The sequence below is a fragment of the Spirosoma soli genome, assembly GCF_042684525.1.
Taxonomy (GTDB): Bacteria; Bacteroidota; Bacteroidia; order Cytophagales; family Spirosomataceae; genus Spirosoma; species Spirosoma soli.
In genome coordinates this window covers 327,312-347,616 of the sequence record NZ_JBHULN010000006.1, presented here as the reverse complement: position 1 = coordinate 347,616, position 20,305 = coordinate 327,312, and the positions used below count along the sequence as shown (strand labels likewise).

Genomic DNA, 20,305 nt, shown 5'->3' with positions numbered 1-20,305 from the left:
CAACAGTACCTTATAAACAGTGACAAGCATAACGGTTCTACTTTCCTTTACTCAGCCATGCCGGCTTCGGCTAACAGTACTAGCATAATTCGCTGCATACCCAAATAGCCTTTGTCATTCAGCCACCATTCTTTGAGCGAGTGCGCTCCGCCCCCCGTGCCTCCACTACCGATTGTCACCGATGGTACTCCTTTCGCAATAGGTATGTTGGCATTGGTAGAACCTACGCTCAGTTTTGGTTCGGCGTCGAGGAATTTAGAAACCGCCATAGCCCGCTGCACCAGCGGGATAGTTGGCTCAATACGTCCCGAAGGCCGATCACCTACCAACTTCACCTCAACGGTCAGGTCGGGGCCGCTACGTTTTATGGCATTTTCTTCCTTAAGCGCCCGTTGCACAGCGGCCTGTAACAGCTTGTCAACCCCAGCGAGCTGCTCGGGGCTCTCCGACCGCATGTCTACCTCCATCGACGACTCGAACGGAATAGCATTAACTGACGTACCGCCACTGATTACCCCAACGTTATAGGTGGTCTTGATACCTTGTCTGGTAAACTTGTCAGCATCAGCAGTGAAGTAGTAAATGGCTTTCCCCAGTGCACCGTGTGGGTTAACGATACCAAAAGCTCCGTACGAATGGCCACCGGGCCCTTTGAACGTAATGCGGTACCGGTGCGACCCCAAGCCCCGGTGGGTAATGCCACTTATGCCATGTCCGTCGACGGCGATATACGAATCAATTTTGGGACCGCCTGGCCGAAACAGGTGCTTTACACCCCGTAAATCACCGAGGCCTTCTTCACCTACGGCTCCCACAAACAAAACATCGGCATCGGTCTCTATCTTGGCCCGCTCCATACCTTTTAAAACGGCCAGCACCGCCGTTAGTCCGCGCGTGTCATCCCCAACGCCGGGGGCATAAAGGGTATCACCTTTGGCCTTGACTTTAACGTCTGTACCGGCGGGAAAAACGGTATCCAAATGGGCTTCTACCACCACCGTTTTTTTGCCCGAGCGCCCCTTGCGTTTGGCAATTACGTTACTGACTTCATCAATCCAGACCGAGTCGGCACCGGCCTCTTTCATCATGGCTGCGTAGGCTTTGGCCCGTTCGGTTTCTTTGAAGGGAGGAGACGGAATTTCGGTTAGTTTGATTAAATCCTGCTTCGTCTGCGGTTCCAGTTCCAGAAAGATCTTGTTGGCCGTAAGTACCGCCGGGCGTTTAGCAAGAGCTTTGATTTCATTCTCGTATCGTTTGTCGAGGGCCACCTTTTCGGTTGCCTCGTCGCCTTCTTCCTGGGCAAACAACCATTGGGGCGCGGCACTCATCAGCACCAACGCGACTAACGCTATTTTGAGCGGTTGATTCATAATCTGCACGTAAACTTGAAGAAACAAAAGTATCCACCGACTGCCCAACTAGCGTTCAGTCGATGGATACAATCAATTTACACATTACTCACTGACCGATTCGCTGCCTGCCTGAGCAGTTTTGCCTGTAGAATACAACTGGTTGAACAGCAGCTTAAACGTGCCCTGTGCCTGCGCCCGGAACGTAATTTCTGGCCCAAAGGCGTAGAATTTACCCGAGCCAACGGGTGCCATGAAGGCGGCAACACCGTCCTGCAGATAGGCCTGTCCCCACGCCCAGCCACTACGTAACGGCTTATTGGTATCAAACCACATCAATGGCGTTACCGTCCCTTTAGCGATGGCTTCCGGCGCTAGTTTGAATACTGGACTGGCATCAAAGTAAACATCGGTTTGAGTTGGCATACCCCAGGTGGCGTGTTGCGTAGAGTCCAGATTTACCCGTAACACACTGCCCGGAATGTAATACTTCTCGCCAGGTAACGGCTTCTCCTGACCGGCGGGGGTCATTTCGACCAAGGCATTCTTAACGGGCAATTTCAAATGATAGGCCAGGTTGGTGCTGGTACCGATGGTCACCACGGTTCCGCCCGCTTCCAGGAAGGTCTTCAACTGCGGAATCGACTTATCGGCGGTAATCTTACCCATCCATGGGCGGTATTCAGCCGGTGTCGTTTCAACTTTGGGGGGCTCCGAAAGAGCGCTGAAGATATCCTCATCTTTGCCGCCAACCGGTGGAATAGCCCGGGTAACGAAAACAATTACGTCGAACTTCTTCCGCAAATCACCTGCGTCAATATCTTGTGGGTAAATGACCTTCATTGGGAAGTGATATTGCTCCATTAGCCAGCGAATCCAGCCCGACGGCATGGACCCGCCGTAATTATCCCATAATGCAATCCGCATCGGCGATACTTTAATCATGGATGTAGTCGGCCGTTTGGCGATGCCCGTTACGTCCAGTCCCAGACCCTTAGCCGACTTGTCGAGCAGCTCTTTGGCTTTGGCTGACGCTGGCACAAAGAATGCCCCCGACTCAACCGTCAATTTCCCGCCGACGCCATTCGGCAAACGGTACACCTCGATTCCTGATGCCAGCAGGTCATTTACGGCGATGAATGAGTTGTTCGGCCGGGCACTTAATACGTAACCCGCCCCCGGCGTACCATTCACGTGGCCTTCGGGCGACTGAAGCTCACCATAAGGCAATTTCTTGAAAGGACCATCGAAGCCGTCCAGCACCCGGTCGAACTGAACATTCATCAGGTAAGCTAGAGTCCAGCCGGCTGCATCGTAAGGCCGAACGGGAGGGCCACCCGGGTATTGAAAGTCGTTGGGGTGATCCTGCGGCTCGAACATATCGAGGATGTGGGGCCGGAACGCCTGATCCGTTTTAACCACGTATGAACCAGCCGGATACTTCTTGCCCGCTACAGTAAAATCAGCCGTAGCCTGCTGAATTTGAACCCCCGTTTTGATGAGTGCATTGACAAACTTAACCGCCGTAGCAAAATCAGGCTGGTTGGCCGGGATAATAAAGCCCCGTGGATCGCGCAGAACCGGTGCTTTCATGATGGTATCGTAGTATTTCATAGGCATACCACCACCCTTAGGAATCATGCCGTATTGCGCTAAGGCCGCGTTGGTTGGTGGAACGACCTTCTTCGGATCATTCTTATAAGCTTCATCAATCGCGTCGATTCGCTTGGGCGACAGTGCCCAATAGTCCCGGCTGCCTCGCTCGATGGAGTTTTTGCCCATGCGGTAGATGTTGAACAACAACTCATCCCGGTAGCGAGCGGCATAGTTCAGCACGGAATAATTGAGCGAGAGCGAATAGTCAATGGATTGCTTGAAATGCCACTTTTGCGGCAACACCGGATAAGGCGTAGCGCCGTTCGGAATTAACCGTTTTGGCACCAGCGGTACGTCTTCGGGCGTTGGGCCACCGATGATTTCGGTTAACAAACCAATCATGTTGTGGAAGTGCGTCGTAGTGCGCAGGCCACCGTTGTACCAAGTCGAAAACACGGAACCGCTCAGGCGCGTAAACCCAGGTTTGTTTTCCGCATTAAGCCGGTTGATCATGGCGGCACCGAGGGCATCGATACCCGTTACCATTAATGGATCAAAAACGTAGTTGAACGGATCGCGATAGGGCGGCCCAGCCAGTACCGACCCGGCAGGGCCACGCTGGTGGTGGTTGTACATAATCTGCGGAATCCACTCGACGAACAACTGGCGGCCGATGTTCTGGGTTTCCTTCATGTTCATAATGAAGAAATCGCGGTTGTTGTCGTGGCCAATGTATTTCTGGTACAGTCGGGGCAGGTTATCCAGCGACCGTTTTTCGGGTTTAGGCTCCCGCATGTACCAGTTCGTGACAATCTCCTGCCCATCGGGGTTGGCGTGGGTCAGCAGAATAATGTCCTGATCCAGAATCCGCATGGTCTCGGGGTCTTTGCGGCTTACCAACTGCCAGATCGTTTCAATCAGCTGCATCGTTCCGACGGTTTCGGTCGCGTGCAAACCACCATCAATCCAGACGATAGCTTTGCCTTCATTTGCCAGGGCACGGGCCTGCTCGTCGGTTAGGTTTTCGGCGCGGGCCAGCTTCTGAGAAATCTCTTTGTAGCGATCCAGCTTTTTTAGGTTTTCGGGCGACGAGACAATCAGCATGTACTGCCGACGGCCTTCTTCCGTAGGGCCAATATCCACGAGTTTAACCCGATCCGAAGCAGCCGCAATCTTCTTGAAGTAAGCCTCCGTTTGGGTATACGTAGCTAGCTGGTAATCGTCGCCGATGTTAAACCCGAAATGTTCCTTTGGCGAAGGCAGGGTCTGGGCGAGAGCTGCTGTCGTGCTGACCAGCAGCATAACGATGAGTAAGCGAGAGAAATAGCGCATCTCGTAGTCGTTTGAGTGTGTTTTGTGAGAGTTTTGGTTAGGTTGCTTTATTTTCGTCGGAAGCGTACGCCCACCCGGCAGTCGCCTACTTCGCCCCTGGCTTCGTCGCACACGTTTTCCTGAAAGCCCGCAATACGACGGCCATCTTTTAAATTGAGCATAAACTTGAACAGGAAGTAGTCATTCTGAGCGACGGTACTCAGGTTAGTTCCGGTGAAGGCGGCTAACTGAGCAGCTGTGACGGTGAACACCTTCGGGAATTCCGTAACCGTTTCATACAGTTTGTCGGCGGTACCGACGCGGCTGGGCAGCGGGTACTGGGTAACGCTGGGGTAGAGCCCTCCCGGCTGAGACAGCACAATGGGGTAAGCCGGGTTACCGGTAGCCGCTGCTTTGTTGAAGCCTAAATACACGTCGATGGAGCTGACCTCAGCCTTGCCAAAGCCTTCCCATTTTAAGGTGTACTCAAACTCCTGACTGGCCAGGTTAGCCGCGCCCAAATCAAAAAAAGACGTATTGGCCGTGGCTACTGTAGGCAGCGCCGATTTACTGGTGTTTACCGCCACCAACGGAACGGCCGTGTAGGACCAGTTCTCCCACACGTAGTCTTCGGTCTTGCAGGCATCCAGCCCGACCAGCAGCAAAAGCGAAAAATAGAGGATGGCTTTTTTCATTGGATTAAGAAGTATTGGATTTATGAGTTACGATTTTTGATAGCGTCAGCCAATCGTATGTCGTAACGCGTACATCGTAGCTTATTTATCCCAGAACACCGGGGTTGTTTGCTGAGCCGTTTGCAACTGATCGGCCTTATCAGAAACCTTGGCATTTGTCGACAACTCGGTCACGGAATACGTCAGTCGCAACGGGAAAGTGTTCAGCGGGGCGATCGGAGCAGGCAGCGCGGGCAAACCTGTCCGGCGGTAGTCGTTGTAAGCTTCCATGCCGTTACCGTACAACGCAATGTATTTTTGGGTCATCACTACGCCCAGCTTACCCGCGGCATCGGCCGCATCGTACTGAGCCGCCCGGTTCGCTACGAAAGCGGTGATCGTAGCCGCCGGTATGGCCGGAGCTGAGTTACCCGAAGTAGACGAAATTGTATTGACGCTGTTCAGATGAGCCGCAATCCCATCCTGAAGCAATTGCCTGGCATCCCCAGTCGTGCCCAGGGTCAGGGCCGCTTCGGCTAGTATGAATTTGACCATGGCGTTGGTGATAAACGGAAACACTCCTGCCCCACTACCATCGGTGTTGGTAACTACTTTGGGAACGGACGTAGCGCCGGCATTTGTCACGAAAACATTGGCTGCGGTTAGGTTATTAATAGGGCTGTTATCGTATAAGCCGCCAGCGGGATAAACGCCCACCGTTGCTTTCAGGGCATTGTCGTTCGGTGCGGCCGTAGCATCGCCCGTGTATCGGCCGAAGTAGCCATTACCCGTTGGAGTGAAACCGACCGTATAATTCGGTGTTTGCCGGTAGAAATAATAGCGGAGTCGTGGATCATCCGTACTAAACAGTCGTTCCATGAACCCCTGGCTCATGTAGTAACTCTTTCCGGCCTGGTACTCGCTCCGGTGCCATGGATGGCGGTTCGCGGGGGTTTCGGTCGTACCAAAGCGAAATGAAAAATCCTGCGCATTCGTAGTAATGAGCGGAGCGTTAGCCGTCAGTAAGGCGTTGATGCCTGCAATGGCCTTGTCTCGCTGCACGAGCCGGATCTGGTTGAACATCTTTAGCTTCAGCGAATTGGCCATCCGAATCCAGGCGTTCTTGTCGCCTTTATAGATGATATCAGCTGTGGTCGGGTTGATCGCGAACGATCCTTTGTTGGCATCAGCAAGGGCTTCGTCGATCAGCACGAAGAGTTTGTCGTAGATAGTTTCGCCGGTTTCAAAGCCAGGATCAGAAACTGTATTTCCCTGCGAGGCTTCGGTATAGGGGATGTCGCCCCACAGGTCAACCATCAGGCTGTAGATGTACGCTTTCTCCAACTTGGCAATCGATACGTAGTCCCACCGTTGCTGGCGGGTCCCTTCCCGAATAACGATCTCAATATCGTTCAGTGCCTGGGTATACAGCCCATTCCAGGACTGTTGGTAATCGGTTCCATCCTGAAAATTGCGGCTGGTGTTACTGGTGTACAACTGCTGCATCAGAATGGAAGTGCCCTGGTTAACGTCGCGCAAGGCACCAGCCATCGATACCTGCGTGGCTGGCAGGAGTAGTTCCAGCACCGGCGTTGTGGGGTTATTCGGGTCGGCGTTTATGTCGATAAAGTCTTTGCAGGCCCCCGCCAAAAACAGGAGGCTCAGCATAGAAACGGTTCGTACTGTGGCTATGAATTTCATAAAAGTCAGGTTCTGAGTAAATTGTCTAAAATCAGAAGCTAAACCGGAGGTTGACCCCCAATCGGCGAGTGGTCGGAATACCAATAAAATCGAAACCCTGCGAGTTGCCCGCGCCCAGCGAACTTACTTCCGGATCGAAGTTTAGGTACTTAGGGAAGTTGGGAGCCAGGTACCACAGGTTACGACCGCTGATGGACAGGAAAGCCGAGCCGAACGGGGTTTTCTCTAACCAACGTTTTGGAAACTGATACCCCAGCGACACTTCCCGCAGACGGAAAACCGTAGCGTCAAAAACGTTTACTTCGGCCGCCCCGCCGGGTCCGAAACCACCCGTGAAATAGTAGTCAGCGACACCAATGCCAATGTTATTGGGAATCTTCTTACCCTCACCGTCGAGCAGCGGCTTCAACGTATTCACATCGCCCAATACGCCCGGTCCTACCAAAATAGCCTCGCGTTCTTCGGTGTCTTTGGTTACGCCCCGGCTCAGCAGCTCATAGGCCGTAAAGGAATACATGTCGCCCCCTTTCTTCCAATCGAATAGGGCGCTGAACGTAATGCCTTTGTACGTGACGGTGTTGGTTACACCTAGAATGAAATCGGGGTTAGGATTACCAATAGCCGCTGTTTTGCCACTCAGGATGGGCTTGCCCGTGTTCGGGTTAACCAGAATATTGCCTTCGTCATCGCGGGCATAGGTCGATCCGCGAATCTGGCCGTAGGGTTGCCCGGCAATGTGCACGCTACCCAAATCGGAGAATCCGCCGTAGGGTAGTTCCTTCAGCGAACCAATGTCACGGACAATATTCCGGTTCAGCGTAAAGGCCGACGACAACGTCCAGGTAAGGCCATTGGGCGACTTAACCGGCGTAGCGTTCAGTCCAATCTCTACCCCTTCATTCGACGATTTACCCAGGTTGATTACTTTCTGGGTATAGCCCGATGAAGGCACGGCGTTAACCGTAAAAATCTGTGACGTACTAAGCTTATTGTAATACGTGACGTCCAGCCCGATTCGGTTGTTGAAAAACTGAAGTTCAGCGCCTAATTCAAGTTCGGTAATAAACTCGGGTTTAAGGGCTGCATTGGCCAGCAGGTCAGACTCGGTCAGGGTGCTTTGCCCAACGAATGGCGAAGCAATGGCTCCCGTTCCTGAAGCTCCAGCGCCCAGCACGGGGTTGGCAATGTACACGGTCTGCGTTTGATAGGGCGTCGCTTCGTTGCCGACGCGGGTGTAACCTGCCCGGAGCTTACCAAACGAAAGAATTGACTTCGGCAGCTGGAAGGCTTCCGTAAAAATCAGCGATGCACTAGCGCCCCCGTACAGGTAGCTTCGGTTGCTGGCGGGAAGTGTCGACGACACGTCATTACGGGCGACAAGGTTCAGGAAGGCAAAATTTTTGTAATCCAGTGAGATGTCCGTAAAGAAGGCAAAGAAACGCTGCTTAAAGTTGTTTCGGTTGTTGGGCAACACGCGGGGAATCGTAACGCTGGTGTTATTGAGCGAATTAATACCCCGAAAAATAATACCATCGCCGAACACAACCTGACGTTCGGTAACGCGTTGGTTGACGTTGTTACCCAGAATAACCTTCAGCCCAATATCTTCATTAATGGGCTTGGTAGCCGTCAGCAACAGAGTGTTGTCTAACTCCTGCCGATAGATGTTGTCGTTGGTGATGTTGCCATTCGGGAAGTAGTCGCCACCTTTTCCGTTCACCACCGTCCGCCGATCCGTATACGCGTTAAAGCCGACTGTGTTCTGCACATTCAGCCAGGGCAGCGGATCGAAGCCGAGTATTACATTGCCGTAGTATCGATCGACCTTGCTGGTTGTGGGGCTGTTCACCACCGACCAATACGGGTTGTCCGTACCGACCCGGTCGTACACGTTGTTTCCGTTCAGTGGGTTGGTGTTGGGGAAACCCGTCAGGTCGAAGCTCGTTGGCACGAACATCAGAATATCCATAATGGAGCTACCGCTACCATTGGCCGCCGTCAATTGCGGAGATACCTGGTCGGTATTAACGTAATTCAATGCACCACTCAAGTAAAATTTATTGTCGAGCTGCGCATTGCCACCAATGTTCACGGCCGTACGAGTAATCTGGTTCTCACGCACGACGCCCTGGTTACCCGTCCGCGACAATCCCGCCGTGAAGCTTCCTTTCTCACTGCCGCTGGATACGGAAAGCGCATTTTCAAAGACGCTGCCCTGCCGGAAAAAATTTTTGGCGTTGTATTGTGCGTAAGACTGATACGGAACCTGTATGGGCGTTACGCCATCGGCCTGATAAAACTGGGGAAAGACCGACGATGGATACCGGTTGTTGGTCGTTAATGGGTGCGGAATGGTAGCCCGGGTAGGAATCAGGCTCGGTATGCCCTGATACGGTGGTCCCCATGAGCCGAATACGCCACTCCGATAATCGAAGTTGGTTCCCTGGCCGTAGCTGGTCTGGTAATCGGGTAAACCCGCGACCGTCTCTATAGAATAGCCGGTATTATACGTAATCTCCAGTCCTTTGCGGCTTTGCCGCTTACCCGCTTTGGTTGTTACAATGATGGCTCCATTGGCCGCCCGCGAACCATACAAAGCCGCAGCAGCCGCGCCTTTCAGCACCGTCATGGTCAGGATGTTGTTCGGGTCCAGGTCAAACGCCCGGTTTGTGATGGTTGCTCCACCTACTGAGCCATCAGTACTGCCGAAACTGGAGTTATCAAACGGAACCCCATCGACCACAAACAGCGGCTGGTTGTTGTTACCCAACGACGAATTGCCCCGAATGGTGATGTTCGTAGCCCCCCCGGCTGCTCCGCCCGAACCCTGAATGTTGACGCCCGCCACTTTACCAGTCAGGGCCCGAAGCGGATCCGGTTCTGACTTTTGCGCGAGCTGGTTAGCGTCGATGGTGCTTACGGCATAGCCGAGTGCGTTCTTGTCCCGTTTAATACCAGCGGCTGTTACGACCACCTCGCTCAGTTGTTTAGTGTCGGCAACCAGCGTTACGTCAATGACTTGCTGGGCTCCTACTGTCACTTCTTTTGATTGAAACCCAACCGAGGAAAAAACCAGCACCGCCCCCTTTTCGGGAACATTGATCTGATAAGTTCCCTGCGCATCGGTAACCGTTCCTGACGTACTGCCTTTCACGGTTATCGTTGTTCCGGGCAAGGCGGCCTTTTCCCCAGAGTCACTCACCTTACCGCGCACAACTCGTTGCTGGCAAAATGAATAAAGCGGAATCAGCATGATAAGCGCAAGCAGTTGTACTTTCATACAGTTTCAAGTATAAATTTTACATAGAGAAAAAGAAGAATAAAATTAAGGACAAGTATAGGCTACATAATTTTGCAATACAATTAAGAAGTAAAATATAATTCTTAAAATTATTTATTATTCAATATTATCTTTTAAAATTTCTAATTATTAAAATGTAATAGTTAACTATATACATACTTGAACATTACAGTTATACTACCTCTTGATGTTTGAATGAGGACAATCTGACTAGGGCGAGAGGTTTTTGTAGCCGGAACGGCCATGTCCAGTTTACAGAACTGACAGATAATTATAAACACAGAGGCACGGAGTACACCAAGAAAGTATAAATCTTGGTGTACTCCGTGCCTCTGTGCTGAACAAAACCTAATTACTTCGCTTCAGTTAATTCCAGAACGACGCTGGTGCGACGAGCATCTACATTGGGGTTGAATCCAACAGTCATCAGATAATTGCCCGAGTACGCTGTTGTGTTGTTGATGGCCGACCTGGCTCCTGGGTATACGTTCAACTCCCGAACGGTATAGTTCTTAGCCGGGTCGAGGCCTTGCAGACGAATCGGTGCTACACTACCCGCTTTGTACCGGTTTTTGGTCAGGTAGGTAAACCAGACGGCCCGATCGCGAGCTTCGTTGACGTACATCAGCGAGGCTACATCGCCAGTATAAGGTGACGCTAACCGAAACATATCGCCCTGCCAGATCACGTTTTTTATCCGCTCGTAGGTTTTGAGCGCTTCCTGACTGAACTGCAACTCTTTCTCATCCAGTTTGCTGACCACAATATCGTACCCCATCTTACCCATCATGGCGACATCCGTACGGAACTTGATGGGTTGTTTCCCCCAGTCGGTCACGTGATTACAGGTGGCAATGGACGGGTAGAAATACGAGTAATTCCATTGAATGAAGACCCGCTCCAGACCGTCGGTGTTGTCGCTGGGCCAGAACTCGGTGAAGTAACGTAATGCCCCGTAATCAACACGGCCACCGCCACCCGAACAGAGCATCATTGGCAACGTCGGGTACTTTGCCCGCAGCCGCTCCACAACTTTATACAGGCCCTGCACGTATTCGACGTAGAGGTGAGAAGGGTTCGGATTGGTAGCCGAAAAGGCGTTGTAAATAACCGCATTACAATCCCACTTGATGTAGCCAATGGTTGGGTTCTTGGTCATGACGTTGTCGACGACGCCATACACAAAATCCTGCACCTTCGGGTTAGTTAAGTCAAGCACCAGTTGATTCCGGTAGTAATATTCCTGCCGGTTGGGGAGCTTCAGCACCCAGTCGGTATGCTTTTCGTAGAGTTCACTTTTTGGGCTGACCATCTCAGGCTCCAGCCAGATCCCAAACTTAATCCCGGCGTTCTCGGCTTCTTTGACTAAGTATCCTAGCCCATGTGGCAACTTATTAACATTCTCCTGCCAGTCACCTAAGGCGGTTTTATCGTTGTTTCGTGGGTACTTATTCCCAAACCAGCCGTCGTCGAGCAGAAACAGATCAACGCCTAGTTTTTTACCATCTTTGAAAAGACCCGTCAGCTTCTCTTCGTTGAAATCAAAGAACGTAGCCTCCCAGTTGTTCAGCAGCGTCAGCCGATCGCCCTGCCCCTGCGGAATCCGGAACTTTCGCGCCCAGCGGTGCAGACTGCGGCTAGCCGTGCCTTTGCCGGTGTTGGAGTAGGTGAACAAGAATGCGGGCGTTACAAACTCTTTCCCCGGCGCCAGTGTGTAGGCCGACGCGTAGGGGTTGATGCCGGCGGTCATGCGTAGGTTATGCAAGGGGTCTACTTCAAAGGCAATTTGGTAGTTACCCGACCAGGCCAGTGTACCGGCCATCACCTCGCCCTGATCTTCCTGGGCTGGCTGGTTCAAAGCAACCAAGAAGGAAGGCGGCTGAAACAGATCGGCGCGGGTACCCAGCTTACTGTCCAGCACTTTGATGCCTTCGGTCAGCGGCTCTTCTGTCGGATTCATCTCATTCGCCCAGTCGCCGTGGAAGTGCGTCAGGTAATAGTTCTGCGCCGGGATGTAGAGGTTGGCCGACGCGTATTTGTGCAGCGTTACGTTTTTCTTCTCGGTATGCCGGATCGTTGACCATTGCTCAATCACGTCTTCGTTCTGATACGCTTTGTAATACAAGGTTACCTCAAACGGATACTGCGGGTCTTTTAGGTAAACCGTTGTCAGCACCACGCCCTCTCCGGCGGGCTTACTTTCGTGTCGCACGTAGCGCAGGTCCAGCGAGGGATTACCATCGGCGTGAGTCACCTGAATAGCTGGCTCCAATAAGTTGCGGCTGCCAGCGGGCGTGTACACGGAGTTATAAATACCCGTATAATCTTCGCCACGCTTGCCATTGCCCGGAATCTGGGCGTACTCGTCGGGGCGGCTAAGCCGTTGCCCGAAGTGAACGATGGTCGGATTCTGCTCTTTATCGACCCGAATCACTAATGCCGTTTTACGGGTTTCGATGGCGATGTGCGTATCACCGGGTGCACCCTGGGCTGTCAAAACCGATACCAATGAGAAGAAGGCTACTAAGAACCGTTGCATGAATAAACGAACTGTGAGTAATGGATGAGACGTACGAAGGATTGGACGTTGGCCCAATGCTGCCGCAAGTTAATACGATTTGACGGAGCGGATTATTTTGCGCCAACAAAAGCCTTCTCCAGCGAATCCGAATTGCTGATAAACGAAATCTGCTTGCTATCCGGCGACCAAGAAGGCGTGTTGATCGTCCCCTGTCCGCCATAGACGTAAGCTATCACTTTTGGCGTTGCGGATGGATTAGCTCCGGCCACGGGCAGCAGTCGCAGATAGACCTGCTTGTAAAACGGATGGTCGTCGGGCTTGACGTCTTTCCCAAACGACAAAATTGTCATCCATTTACCGTCTGGCGAAATGTGTGGGAACCAGTTGTTATACTCATCATTAGTGATCTGCTCCTGGTCGCTGCCATCGGCTTTCATCCGCCAGATCTGCATGGTACCGCTGCGGGTCGAGTTGAAGTAAATGTACTTGCCATCCGGCGAGTATTCCGAACCATCGTCCAGTCCTTTGGCAGTGGTCAGCCTTGTTTCAGCTCCACCAGTAACGCCAATCCGGTAGATGTCGAACTCCCCGTTACGTTCGCCCGTGTAGATCAGCGACTTACCATCCGGCGACCAGCCGTGCAGGTACGAGTGACCAACGGGCGTAACGCGTTTAGGTGTACCACCCCCTACCGGAACGGTGTATACAATCGATTTACCGCCGTCTTCTTTGCTATGGTGGCTGATACCGATCATTTTTCCGTCGAACGAGAGCACATGGTCGTTGTTGTTGCTCGTGGCGAAGTCCGTGTTGATAACTGTCGGTATTTTCTTGGCCAGATCGAAACGGTATAACTTACCGTTGCTGTTATAGATCAACGCTTTGTTATTGGGTAGCCAGTTCGGGGCCTGCAACGACTCCGGTGCCTGGTAGATGACTTTTCGCTGGCCAGTAGCTACGTCCATCAGCTCCAGATTGCTACCGATGTATTCGCGGTAGGGCACAAAGTTGTCGCGGGCGGGCACAATCAAACGCACGTTGTGAAAAACGGCCTTTTCCGATACGTCCGGATTGTGTGAGCAAACGAACAGTCCTACGTATACGTCCGCGCCTAAGTCAAGGTCCGTTACCTCTTCGGTCACGAAGGGCTGGCCGTTTCGGGCCACCGACATAGTATACGTATTGCCCTTGCGAGCCAGTTGCACTACGTCTGCCCCCGTCAAAGCTGATTTCTTTTCTTCGGTGGTGGCACCCTTCGTGCGCCGGAACTGCAATGACGTCAGCCCATCGCCATGCACGACAGCATTAATGTGGGCAGAGTTAGAATCCAGCGTTGAACGCACCATCCAGCCGAGCTTACGGTGTGGATCAACGCCTTTACCCAGCAGATGGCCATTTGTCTGAAGAATAAAATCGCCCTTCATCCGCTTCCAGACAAAGTGAAACTCGTCGCGATCGAACCAAATATTTGTGCCAGAGCCTTCGATGGTGTATTCCTGGCGCGCCGGATTGTAGCTGGCCGATCCGGGCCGCTTTACTCTGCCAACATCGGTTTGTCCATCAAACTGCCCAAGCTTACTCTGCCCGTAAGACGATGGCGCAGTTGCAAGTAATGTACTTATCAAACCTGCCACAAGCAGACAACTGATTTTCGTATTCATAACAAGTAGTTAGGTTTTGAATGGGTTGAATAGCTTATGGGCCTCTCTGCTTTCGGAATAAAGGCCAGCTATACCTCTAAACGTATATACCTAGCTTAAATACTGCCTGATTAAGCAGAAATCGCCGATTTTATATTCTGTCAGATTGGCTTATCGACTGGTTCGGGGCGTAAAAAAAGTGAACCCATGCGTAAAAAAGACCTATGAGTCTGCGAAAATCTATTTTATGAAAGAAGGATAGCTTCTAGGGTCTATAAATGGCTAAAATAGTACTATTGCCTGATAGAGCATAAACATACATTTGTTACCTCAATGCAAAAAGGTTTTCCTTCAGTAGTCAGTAGCTCTATCGACCAAGAACGCTCTGCTGCTGCCGGAACAGCCCGAATTTATCCAAACTTATAGTTAACATCTAACCAAACCCATTTATCCCATGCTCACGTTTTTACCGAATTTTTATCGGCTCACCACGCAACGATGGCTACTCGCCTTTCTCGTTTCGCTTTGCTGGTTCAGTGCGTTTGCGGCACCCGGCGACATAAAACTGGAAGCCGAATCAGCTACTTTGACTGGAGTCAACGCTGTTACTACGGTACCTGGCTACTCAGGCAGCGGCTACGTCTGGGACTTTGACAATGCCGCCGATAACATTGCCTATACCTTTCCGGCAACGGCTGGGGAATATGAACTAACAATTGTGTATTACTCTCCCTACGGCGAAAAACACACTACCCTGAACGTAAACTCGGTAACGAGTGACCAGACGTTCGTAGGAACCAATAATAGCTTTGGCTCGCTGGTGGTAGGTAAATTTCTGCTCAAAGAAGGGCAGAACACGGTTTCTCTGACCAACGGCTGGGGGTACTATGGAATTGACTATATCATTTTTACGCCTGTATCGGCTAAACCGCCGACCGTGGTGCCCGTGGTGAATGGCCGAATTGAAGCCGAATTAGGCGATCTCAATGGGGTCAACGTAGCAACCACGCCCGCCGGTTTTTCGGGTAGTGGCTACGTCACTGGCTTCGATAGTGGGACCGACAAGATCGTTCTTTCGTTCAGCGCCACGGCGGGCCTCTACGACATAGGCATTGGCTATACCGCACCGTTTGGGCAAAAAGGATTTGATATCCAGGTTAATGAAGGCCGGGGAACCGGTATGTTCATGGCGAACCCTGGTTTTGCGTCAGTAACCGGGGGTAAATTTCTGCTGCGCGATGGACTGAACACCATCACGGTCAACCAGGGATGGGGCTATTTTGGCATCGACTACATTCAGTTAACCCCAGCTACGGCTCCGCTGCCTATTAAACCGCCCAAGACGCTGGTCGATGCCAAAGCGACGCCTTCTACGCGTTCGCTGTTCTCGTACATCGTTGATCAGTATGGCAGTAAAGTTTTGTCGGGTCAGCACGACGACCTTGCCTATGTTCTGGAGCAAACCGGCAAAGAACCAGCCATAGCTTCTTATGACCTGATTGAGTATTCGCCGTCGCGCGTTCAGTTTGGCTCGAACCCAACCGGACAAAGCGAACGGTTTATTAATTGGGCTAAAAAAGGCGATGGCCGCGGCATTATCACCTTAGCGTGGCACTGGAACGCGCCTACCGACCTAATCAACCAGGCTCCTGACAGACTTTGGTGGAGTGGTTTTTATACGCGGGCTACTACATTCGATTTGTCGGCCGCATTGGCCGATAAGAGTGGTGAACGTTACAACCTGCTACTCAGGGACATTGACGTCATTGCGACGGAACTTAAAAAATTCCGGGATGCCGACATTCCGGTTCTATGGCGTCCGTTGCACGAAGCGCCCGGCGGCTGGTTCTGGTGGGGTGCCAAAGGACCTGGGCCATTCAAAGAGCTTTGGCGCATTATGTACGACCGCCTGACAAACTACCACAACCTGCACAACCTGATCTGGGTGTACACCGGTACCGACCAGCCCAACATGGACTGGTATCCCGGTGATGAGTACGTTGATGTGTTGGGGCTGGACATTTACGCCGATCCTGCGGCTAATCTGAGTGGTAACTGGGCCAATACGCAAAGTGCGCTGAACGGTAAAAAACTGGCTACCCTTTCTGAAACCGGTAACCTGCCCAAGCCCGAGAATATCCGCGGTTTTGCTACCTGGTGGTCATGGTTCGCCGTCTGGACAGGTAATGACTACATCCGTAAGCAGCCGCTTGACCTGTTGAAAGCGGTTTACAACGACAAAGACGTGATTACCCGCGATGAATTGCCTGATTGGCGTGCTTACGGCCAGTTGCAGGTGCAGGCACCGACCTACGATTGTACTACGGGCGCTATTACGTTCAAAAGCACCGGGGGCGACGGTACGCCGGTTGAATACAAGGCCATCGGCGTCAAAGATTGGTCGACCGATCCAAATGGCTTTGTTGACGAAGCGGTCCGTAAAGATCCTAAGCTGATTCAGTTATTGGCCCGGCAAAGTGGTCAGGTCGCCAGCTATACCTTCGATTTACCGGCGGCCTGCCCAACAACACCGCCGACGGGTGGAGCGCTGACGGTACTGGCACCGACCTACGATTGCCAGACGGGTGCTATTACGTTTAAAAGTGCGGGGGGCGATGGTACGCCAATTGAATACATGGCGATCGGCATCAAAACCTGGTCGACTGATCCAAACGGTGTGGTTGAAGCGGGCCTACGGGGCGATCCGAAGCCCATTGAGCTACTAGCACGTCAGAACGGCGTTGTTGCCAGCTTTACGTTCGACTTACAGCTTATGTGCCCAACCAAGCCGGTACAGCCAGCGCCCACAAACGACGCCCTTGTAATGTTGGCTCCTACCTATAACTGCGCTACGGGTGCCATTAAGTTTAACACACAAGGTGGTACAGGTAATCCTATCGAATACATGGCGATTGGTGTTATGGTATGGTCAACGAATCCGTACGGTACGGTTGAGCCAGGCCTACGGGGCGATCCAAAAGTGATTGAGCTGATGGCCAAGCAAGGGGGTGTTGTGGTTACCTACTCTTTCGACTTGCCCAACGCCTGCCCAAGCGGAGCCCGACGCCCAGCGCTAACTGACTCACCGCTGAACGTAAACGTACTAGGTAACCCTGCACGCGATAACCTGAAGTTTGAGGTCACTGGAGCCACCGGTCAATCGTTACGCCTGATCCTGACCGACATCCATGGCCGTGAGATTCACGTGCGGCAGATTGAGCAGGCGGGAGCCACCGAATCGATTTCGGTACCGCTCGACCGGCAATCGTCAGGCATGCTGCTACTACGTGCCAGCACCCCAACGCAGCTTAAAACGGTTAAGATTGTGAAAGAATAACTGGACCCAAGTAATGAAAAACTCCGCGCCAATGACGCGGAGTTTTTTTGTTTATGGTGAATCTGTTATCAGGGAGCAGTAGCCGATAAACGGTTGTCTTCACTTTGACTGATTTTCGTTGAAACGGACCATAAGCTAGTACAACTGATTCGCCTTGCGGCTTTCCCCGGCGCCTTCATATTTGTTTAAGAGCATCGGCGAGTTAGAGAGAATGATCGTCATCTCTTCGGGGGTCATTTGAATTAATTTGCCAGTAGCCGCATCAATAGCAATGCAATGATTTTGCGTGATAACAGGGACCTTGTATTAAATATAAAGACTTCATCCCATCAAAAAAGTAAGCTATCAATAAGCAGATCAACACTCGGACATGTTAAGTTTATAGATTGTAATCTACAATTTTTACTTAATTTGTAGAATATAATCGACAAAATTTAAAATGATCCCTCGTCTGTTAGAAGAACCGCTTCGAAAGCGTTGGAATTCGGGTAAAGCGTTAGTAGTAATGGGGCCGCGACAAGTAGGCAAAACAACCCTGTTGCGTAAACTTTGCGCCGAGCACGGCCAATACCTGTTACTTAACGCTGACGAGGCCGATGTACGGTTCCAACTTGAAAATGCGAACGTGGCACGGCTTCGTCAGATCATTGGTCCTAATCAAGTTGTCTTTCTAGACGAAGCACAGCGTGTAAAGAACATTGGTCTTACCTTGAAACTTATCACCGACCAATTACCAGACGTACGGTTGTTAGTAAGTGGTTCGTCATCGTTCGACTTAGCTAATGAGATAAACGAACCCTTAACCGGGCGTAAGTTTGAATTCAGACTGTATCCGATTTCGTGGCAGGAGTTAGTGGGTAGCGTTGGTTTTCTGGAAGCTCGGCGGCAGTTGGAAACACGATTACTGTATGGGTTCTATCCCGACGTAGTAACCAGCGTGGGCGATGAGCGAGCTGTCTTACAGCAGCTTAGTAGCAGCTATCTGTACAAAGACCTGCTTACGTTCGGCGGTATCCGTCGGCCCGAACTCCTGGATAAATTACTAGTTGCTTTAGCCCTTCAACTTGGCTCGGAAGTGTCGTATAACGAGTTGGCCCGCACGCTTCAAATTGATCGGGCGACGGTAGAAAATTACATCGGTCTGCTTGAAAAAGCCTTTATTGTTTTTCGACTGCAGCCGTTCAGTCGGAATCTCCGCTCCGAGATCAGCAGCAGCCGCAAAGTATATTTCTATGATAACGGCCTCCGTAACGCCATTCTAGCGGATTTTAAATCCCTCGGCCTGCGAGCTGATGTGGGAGCATTATGGGAAAATTTTTTGGTGAGCGAGCGGCAAAAAGTGCTCCACTATAACCAAATATGGTCCAGAAGCTATTTTTGGCGGACCCACCAGCAACAAGAAATTGATTACCTCGAAGAGCAGGACGGCATGCTACGGGCTTGGGAGTTCAAATGGAATCCCAACGCCAAAACTCGCTTTCCTAAAACGTTCGTGGAAACGTATAAGCCAATACAGGCTGACGTTATCCATAGGGACAACTTCGAATCATTTGTTGGCGTGTTGTAACAAGCAATATTTGTGTATAACTACAAAAAGGGGCTGCTTGAGCAATAACTCAAGCGCCCCCTTTAACTATGTAAGGCCAAATTTACTTCTCAAATCAACTCAACGTCTGACACCTATTTATCACTTCCAGACACGCCCGGACGTTGTGATACGGGCACTTCCAGAAGCCAATCTTGTCTTCGCCCGTCATGGGTTGATAGTCATCAAGAACTCCCCAGCGCCACTCGCCCCGCTCGCGATCCAGCAAGTGCATTTGGGCAAATTGCCATACCTGCACCGATTGCTGATAGAAATGAGCTTGCCCGGTCAGCTGATACGCGTTCAGGAAACCAACCATCGCTTCGGCGCTCACCCACCACTCGCGATGGGTGTCGTAGTGATTGCGGTCACGATCAAGCTCGTGGTACAGACTACCGTCGGGTTGTACACCTGCCATTGTTGCCTGCGCCATAGCCACGGCGATCTGTTTGAACTGATGAATCAGCTTTTCGTCCCCCAAAACCTCAGCCGCTTCAAGTAGTAACCACGATGCTTCAATATCGTGACCGAATGACACCAGATTGGCGGTTGGTTGCCAGTCAGGCGTAAAAAACAACCGCATCTGGTGGGTATCGGCATCCAGAATGTGCATTTGAAACGTCGCCAGCAAGCCTCGGATTTGCTGCCCTAGCCCGGCATCCGGCCAGATGCGGTACAGGTTGGCGTATCCCTCCAGAATGTGGAGGTGCGTATTCATCGTTTTGGGATCATTGCGATCTTTTTCGCTCAACCGCAAATCATTCAGCAAGGCTCCTTCGCGGCTGAATGCCTCAAGATACCCTCCTTCGGCCCGGTCGAAACTGTAGCGCTCAATCCAGGTATACAATTCCTGACAAGCCTTCAGGGCAGCGGGCTCCTGCGAAATGCGATAATGTTCGCTCAAGCCGTAAATAGCGAATGCCAAGCTATAAATTTGCTTACGCGTGTTCAGCGGCTTACCCGCTGGATTAACCGACCAGTAAACGCCCCCGTAAGTTTCATCCAGGAAGTGCGTAATGAAATACTGGTAAGCGCGGTCGGCTATGTCCCGATATGCTGCATTACCTGTCTGCCGGTAAGCAGCTGAAAACGTCCACAGAATTCGGGCATTCAGGACCGACCCTTTTGGCGCGTCACTGTCGACCTGCCCCGTGTCGGATAGGCGCCCGACGAAGCCCCCCCGCTCGGTGTCGGGGCTGTGCTTCATCCAGAACGTTAAAATACTCGCCAGCTCAGCCTCGACTTCGGCCTGATACTTCGCGGGTTCGATGCCTGCCTGTGCTACCATCT

General features: G+C 51.7%; 10 protein-coding genes. 2 read left to right on the top strand and 8 right to left on the bottom strand.

What is annotated here, in order from left to right; translation table 11 throughout:
* Nucleotides 1-47 precede the first annotated feature (47 nt).
* From ACFSUS_RS12660 to ACFSUS_RS12630, 7 genes are all read right to left on the bottom strand, one after another.
* On the bottom strand, nucleotides 48-1,370 hold the full coding sequence (locus tag ACFSUS_RS12660) for a M20/M25/M40 family metallo-hydrolase (protein WP_381523076.1): 1,323 nt from the start codon (nucleotides 1,368-1,370) through the stop codon (nucleotides 48-50).
* A gap of 84 nt (nucleotides 1,371-1,454) precedes the next feature.
* Complete coding sequence (locus tag ACFSUS_RS12655) at nucleotides 1,455-4,277, bottom strand: M14 family metallopeptidase (protein WP_381523074.1); 2,823 nt, start codon at nucleotides 4,275-4,277, stop codon at nucleotides 1,455-1,457.
* A gap of 47 nt (nucleotides 4,278-4,324) precedes the next feature.
* Nucleotides 4,325-4,951 (bottom strand): hypothetical protein, encoded by a 627-nt coding sequence (locus ACFSUS_RS12650; protein WP_381523072.1) that lies wholly within the window; start codon nucleotides 4,949-4,951, stop codon nucleotides 4,325-4,327.
* 81 nt (nucleotides 4,952-5,032) lie between these two features.
* Nucleotides 5,033-6,631 (bottom strand): SusD/RagB family nutrient-binding outer membrane lipoprotein, encoded by a 1,599-nt coding sequence (locus ACFSUS_RS12645; RefSeq protein ID WP_381523070.1) that lies wholly within the window; start codon nucleotides 6,629-6,631, stop codon nucleotides 5,033-5,035.
* Nucleotides 6,632-6,662: 31 nt separating this feature from the next.
* Nucleotides 6,663-9,911, bottom strand: a complete 3,249-nt coding sequence (locus ACFSUS_RS12640) for a SusC/RagA family TonB-linked outer membrane protein (protein ID WP_381523068.1) — start codon at nucleotides 9,909-9,911, stop codon at nucleotides 6,663-6,665.
* A gap of 373 nt (nucleotides 9,912-10,284) precedes the next feature.
* Complete coding sequence (locus tag ACFSUS_RS12635; RefSeq protein ID WP_381523066.1) at nucleotides 10,285-12,471, bottom strand: alpha-galactosidase; 2,187 nt, start codon at nucleotides 12,469-12,471, stop codon at nucleotides 10,285-10,287.
* 92 nt (nucleotides 12,472-12,563) lie between these two features.
* Nucleotides 12,564-14,114 (bottom strand): TolB family protein, encoded by a 1,551-nt coding sequence (locus ACFSUS_RS12630; protein WP_381523064.1) that lies wholly within the window; start codon nucleotides 14,112-14,114, stop codon nucleotides 12,564-12,566.
* Between the two features lie 433 nt (nucleotides 14,115-14,547).
* On the opposite strand from ACFSUS_RS12630, the gene ACFSUS_RS12625 reads away from it, so the two are divergent.
* Together ACFSUS_RS12625 and ACFSUS_RS12620 are read left to right on the top strand one after the other, a co-directional pair.
* Nucleotides 14,548-17,430 carry a glycosyl hydrolase gene (locus ACFSUS_RS12625; protein ID WP_381523063.1) on the top strand — a complete coding sequence of 961 codons (2,883 nt, stop codon included), beginning with the start codon at nucleotides 14,548-14,550 and terminating at the stop codon, nucleotides 17,428-17,430.
* A gap of 439 nt (nucleotides 17,431-17,869) precedes the next feature.
* Nucleotides 17,870-18,997: an ATP-binding protein gene (locus ACFSUS_RS12620; protein WP_381523061.1), complete on the top strand. Its 1,128-nt coding sequence runs from the start codon at nucleotides 17,870-17,872 to the stop codon at nucleotides 18,995-18,997.
* Between the two features lie 94 nt (nucleotides 18,998-19,091).
* On the opposite strand, the gene ACFSUS_RS12615 is transcribed toward ACFSUS_RS12620, so the two are convergent.
* Entirely contained in the window at nucleotides 19,092-20,303 is a 1,212-nt protein-coding gene (locus ACFSUS_RS12615; protein ID WP_381523059.1) for an AGE family epimerase/isomerase, read from the bottom strand.
* Between the last annotated feature and the right edge of the window lie 2 nt (nucleotides 20,304-20,305).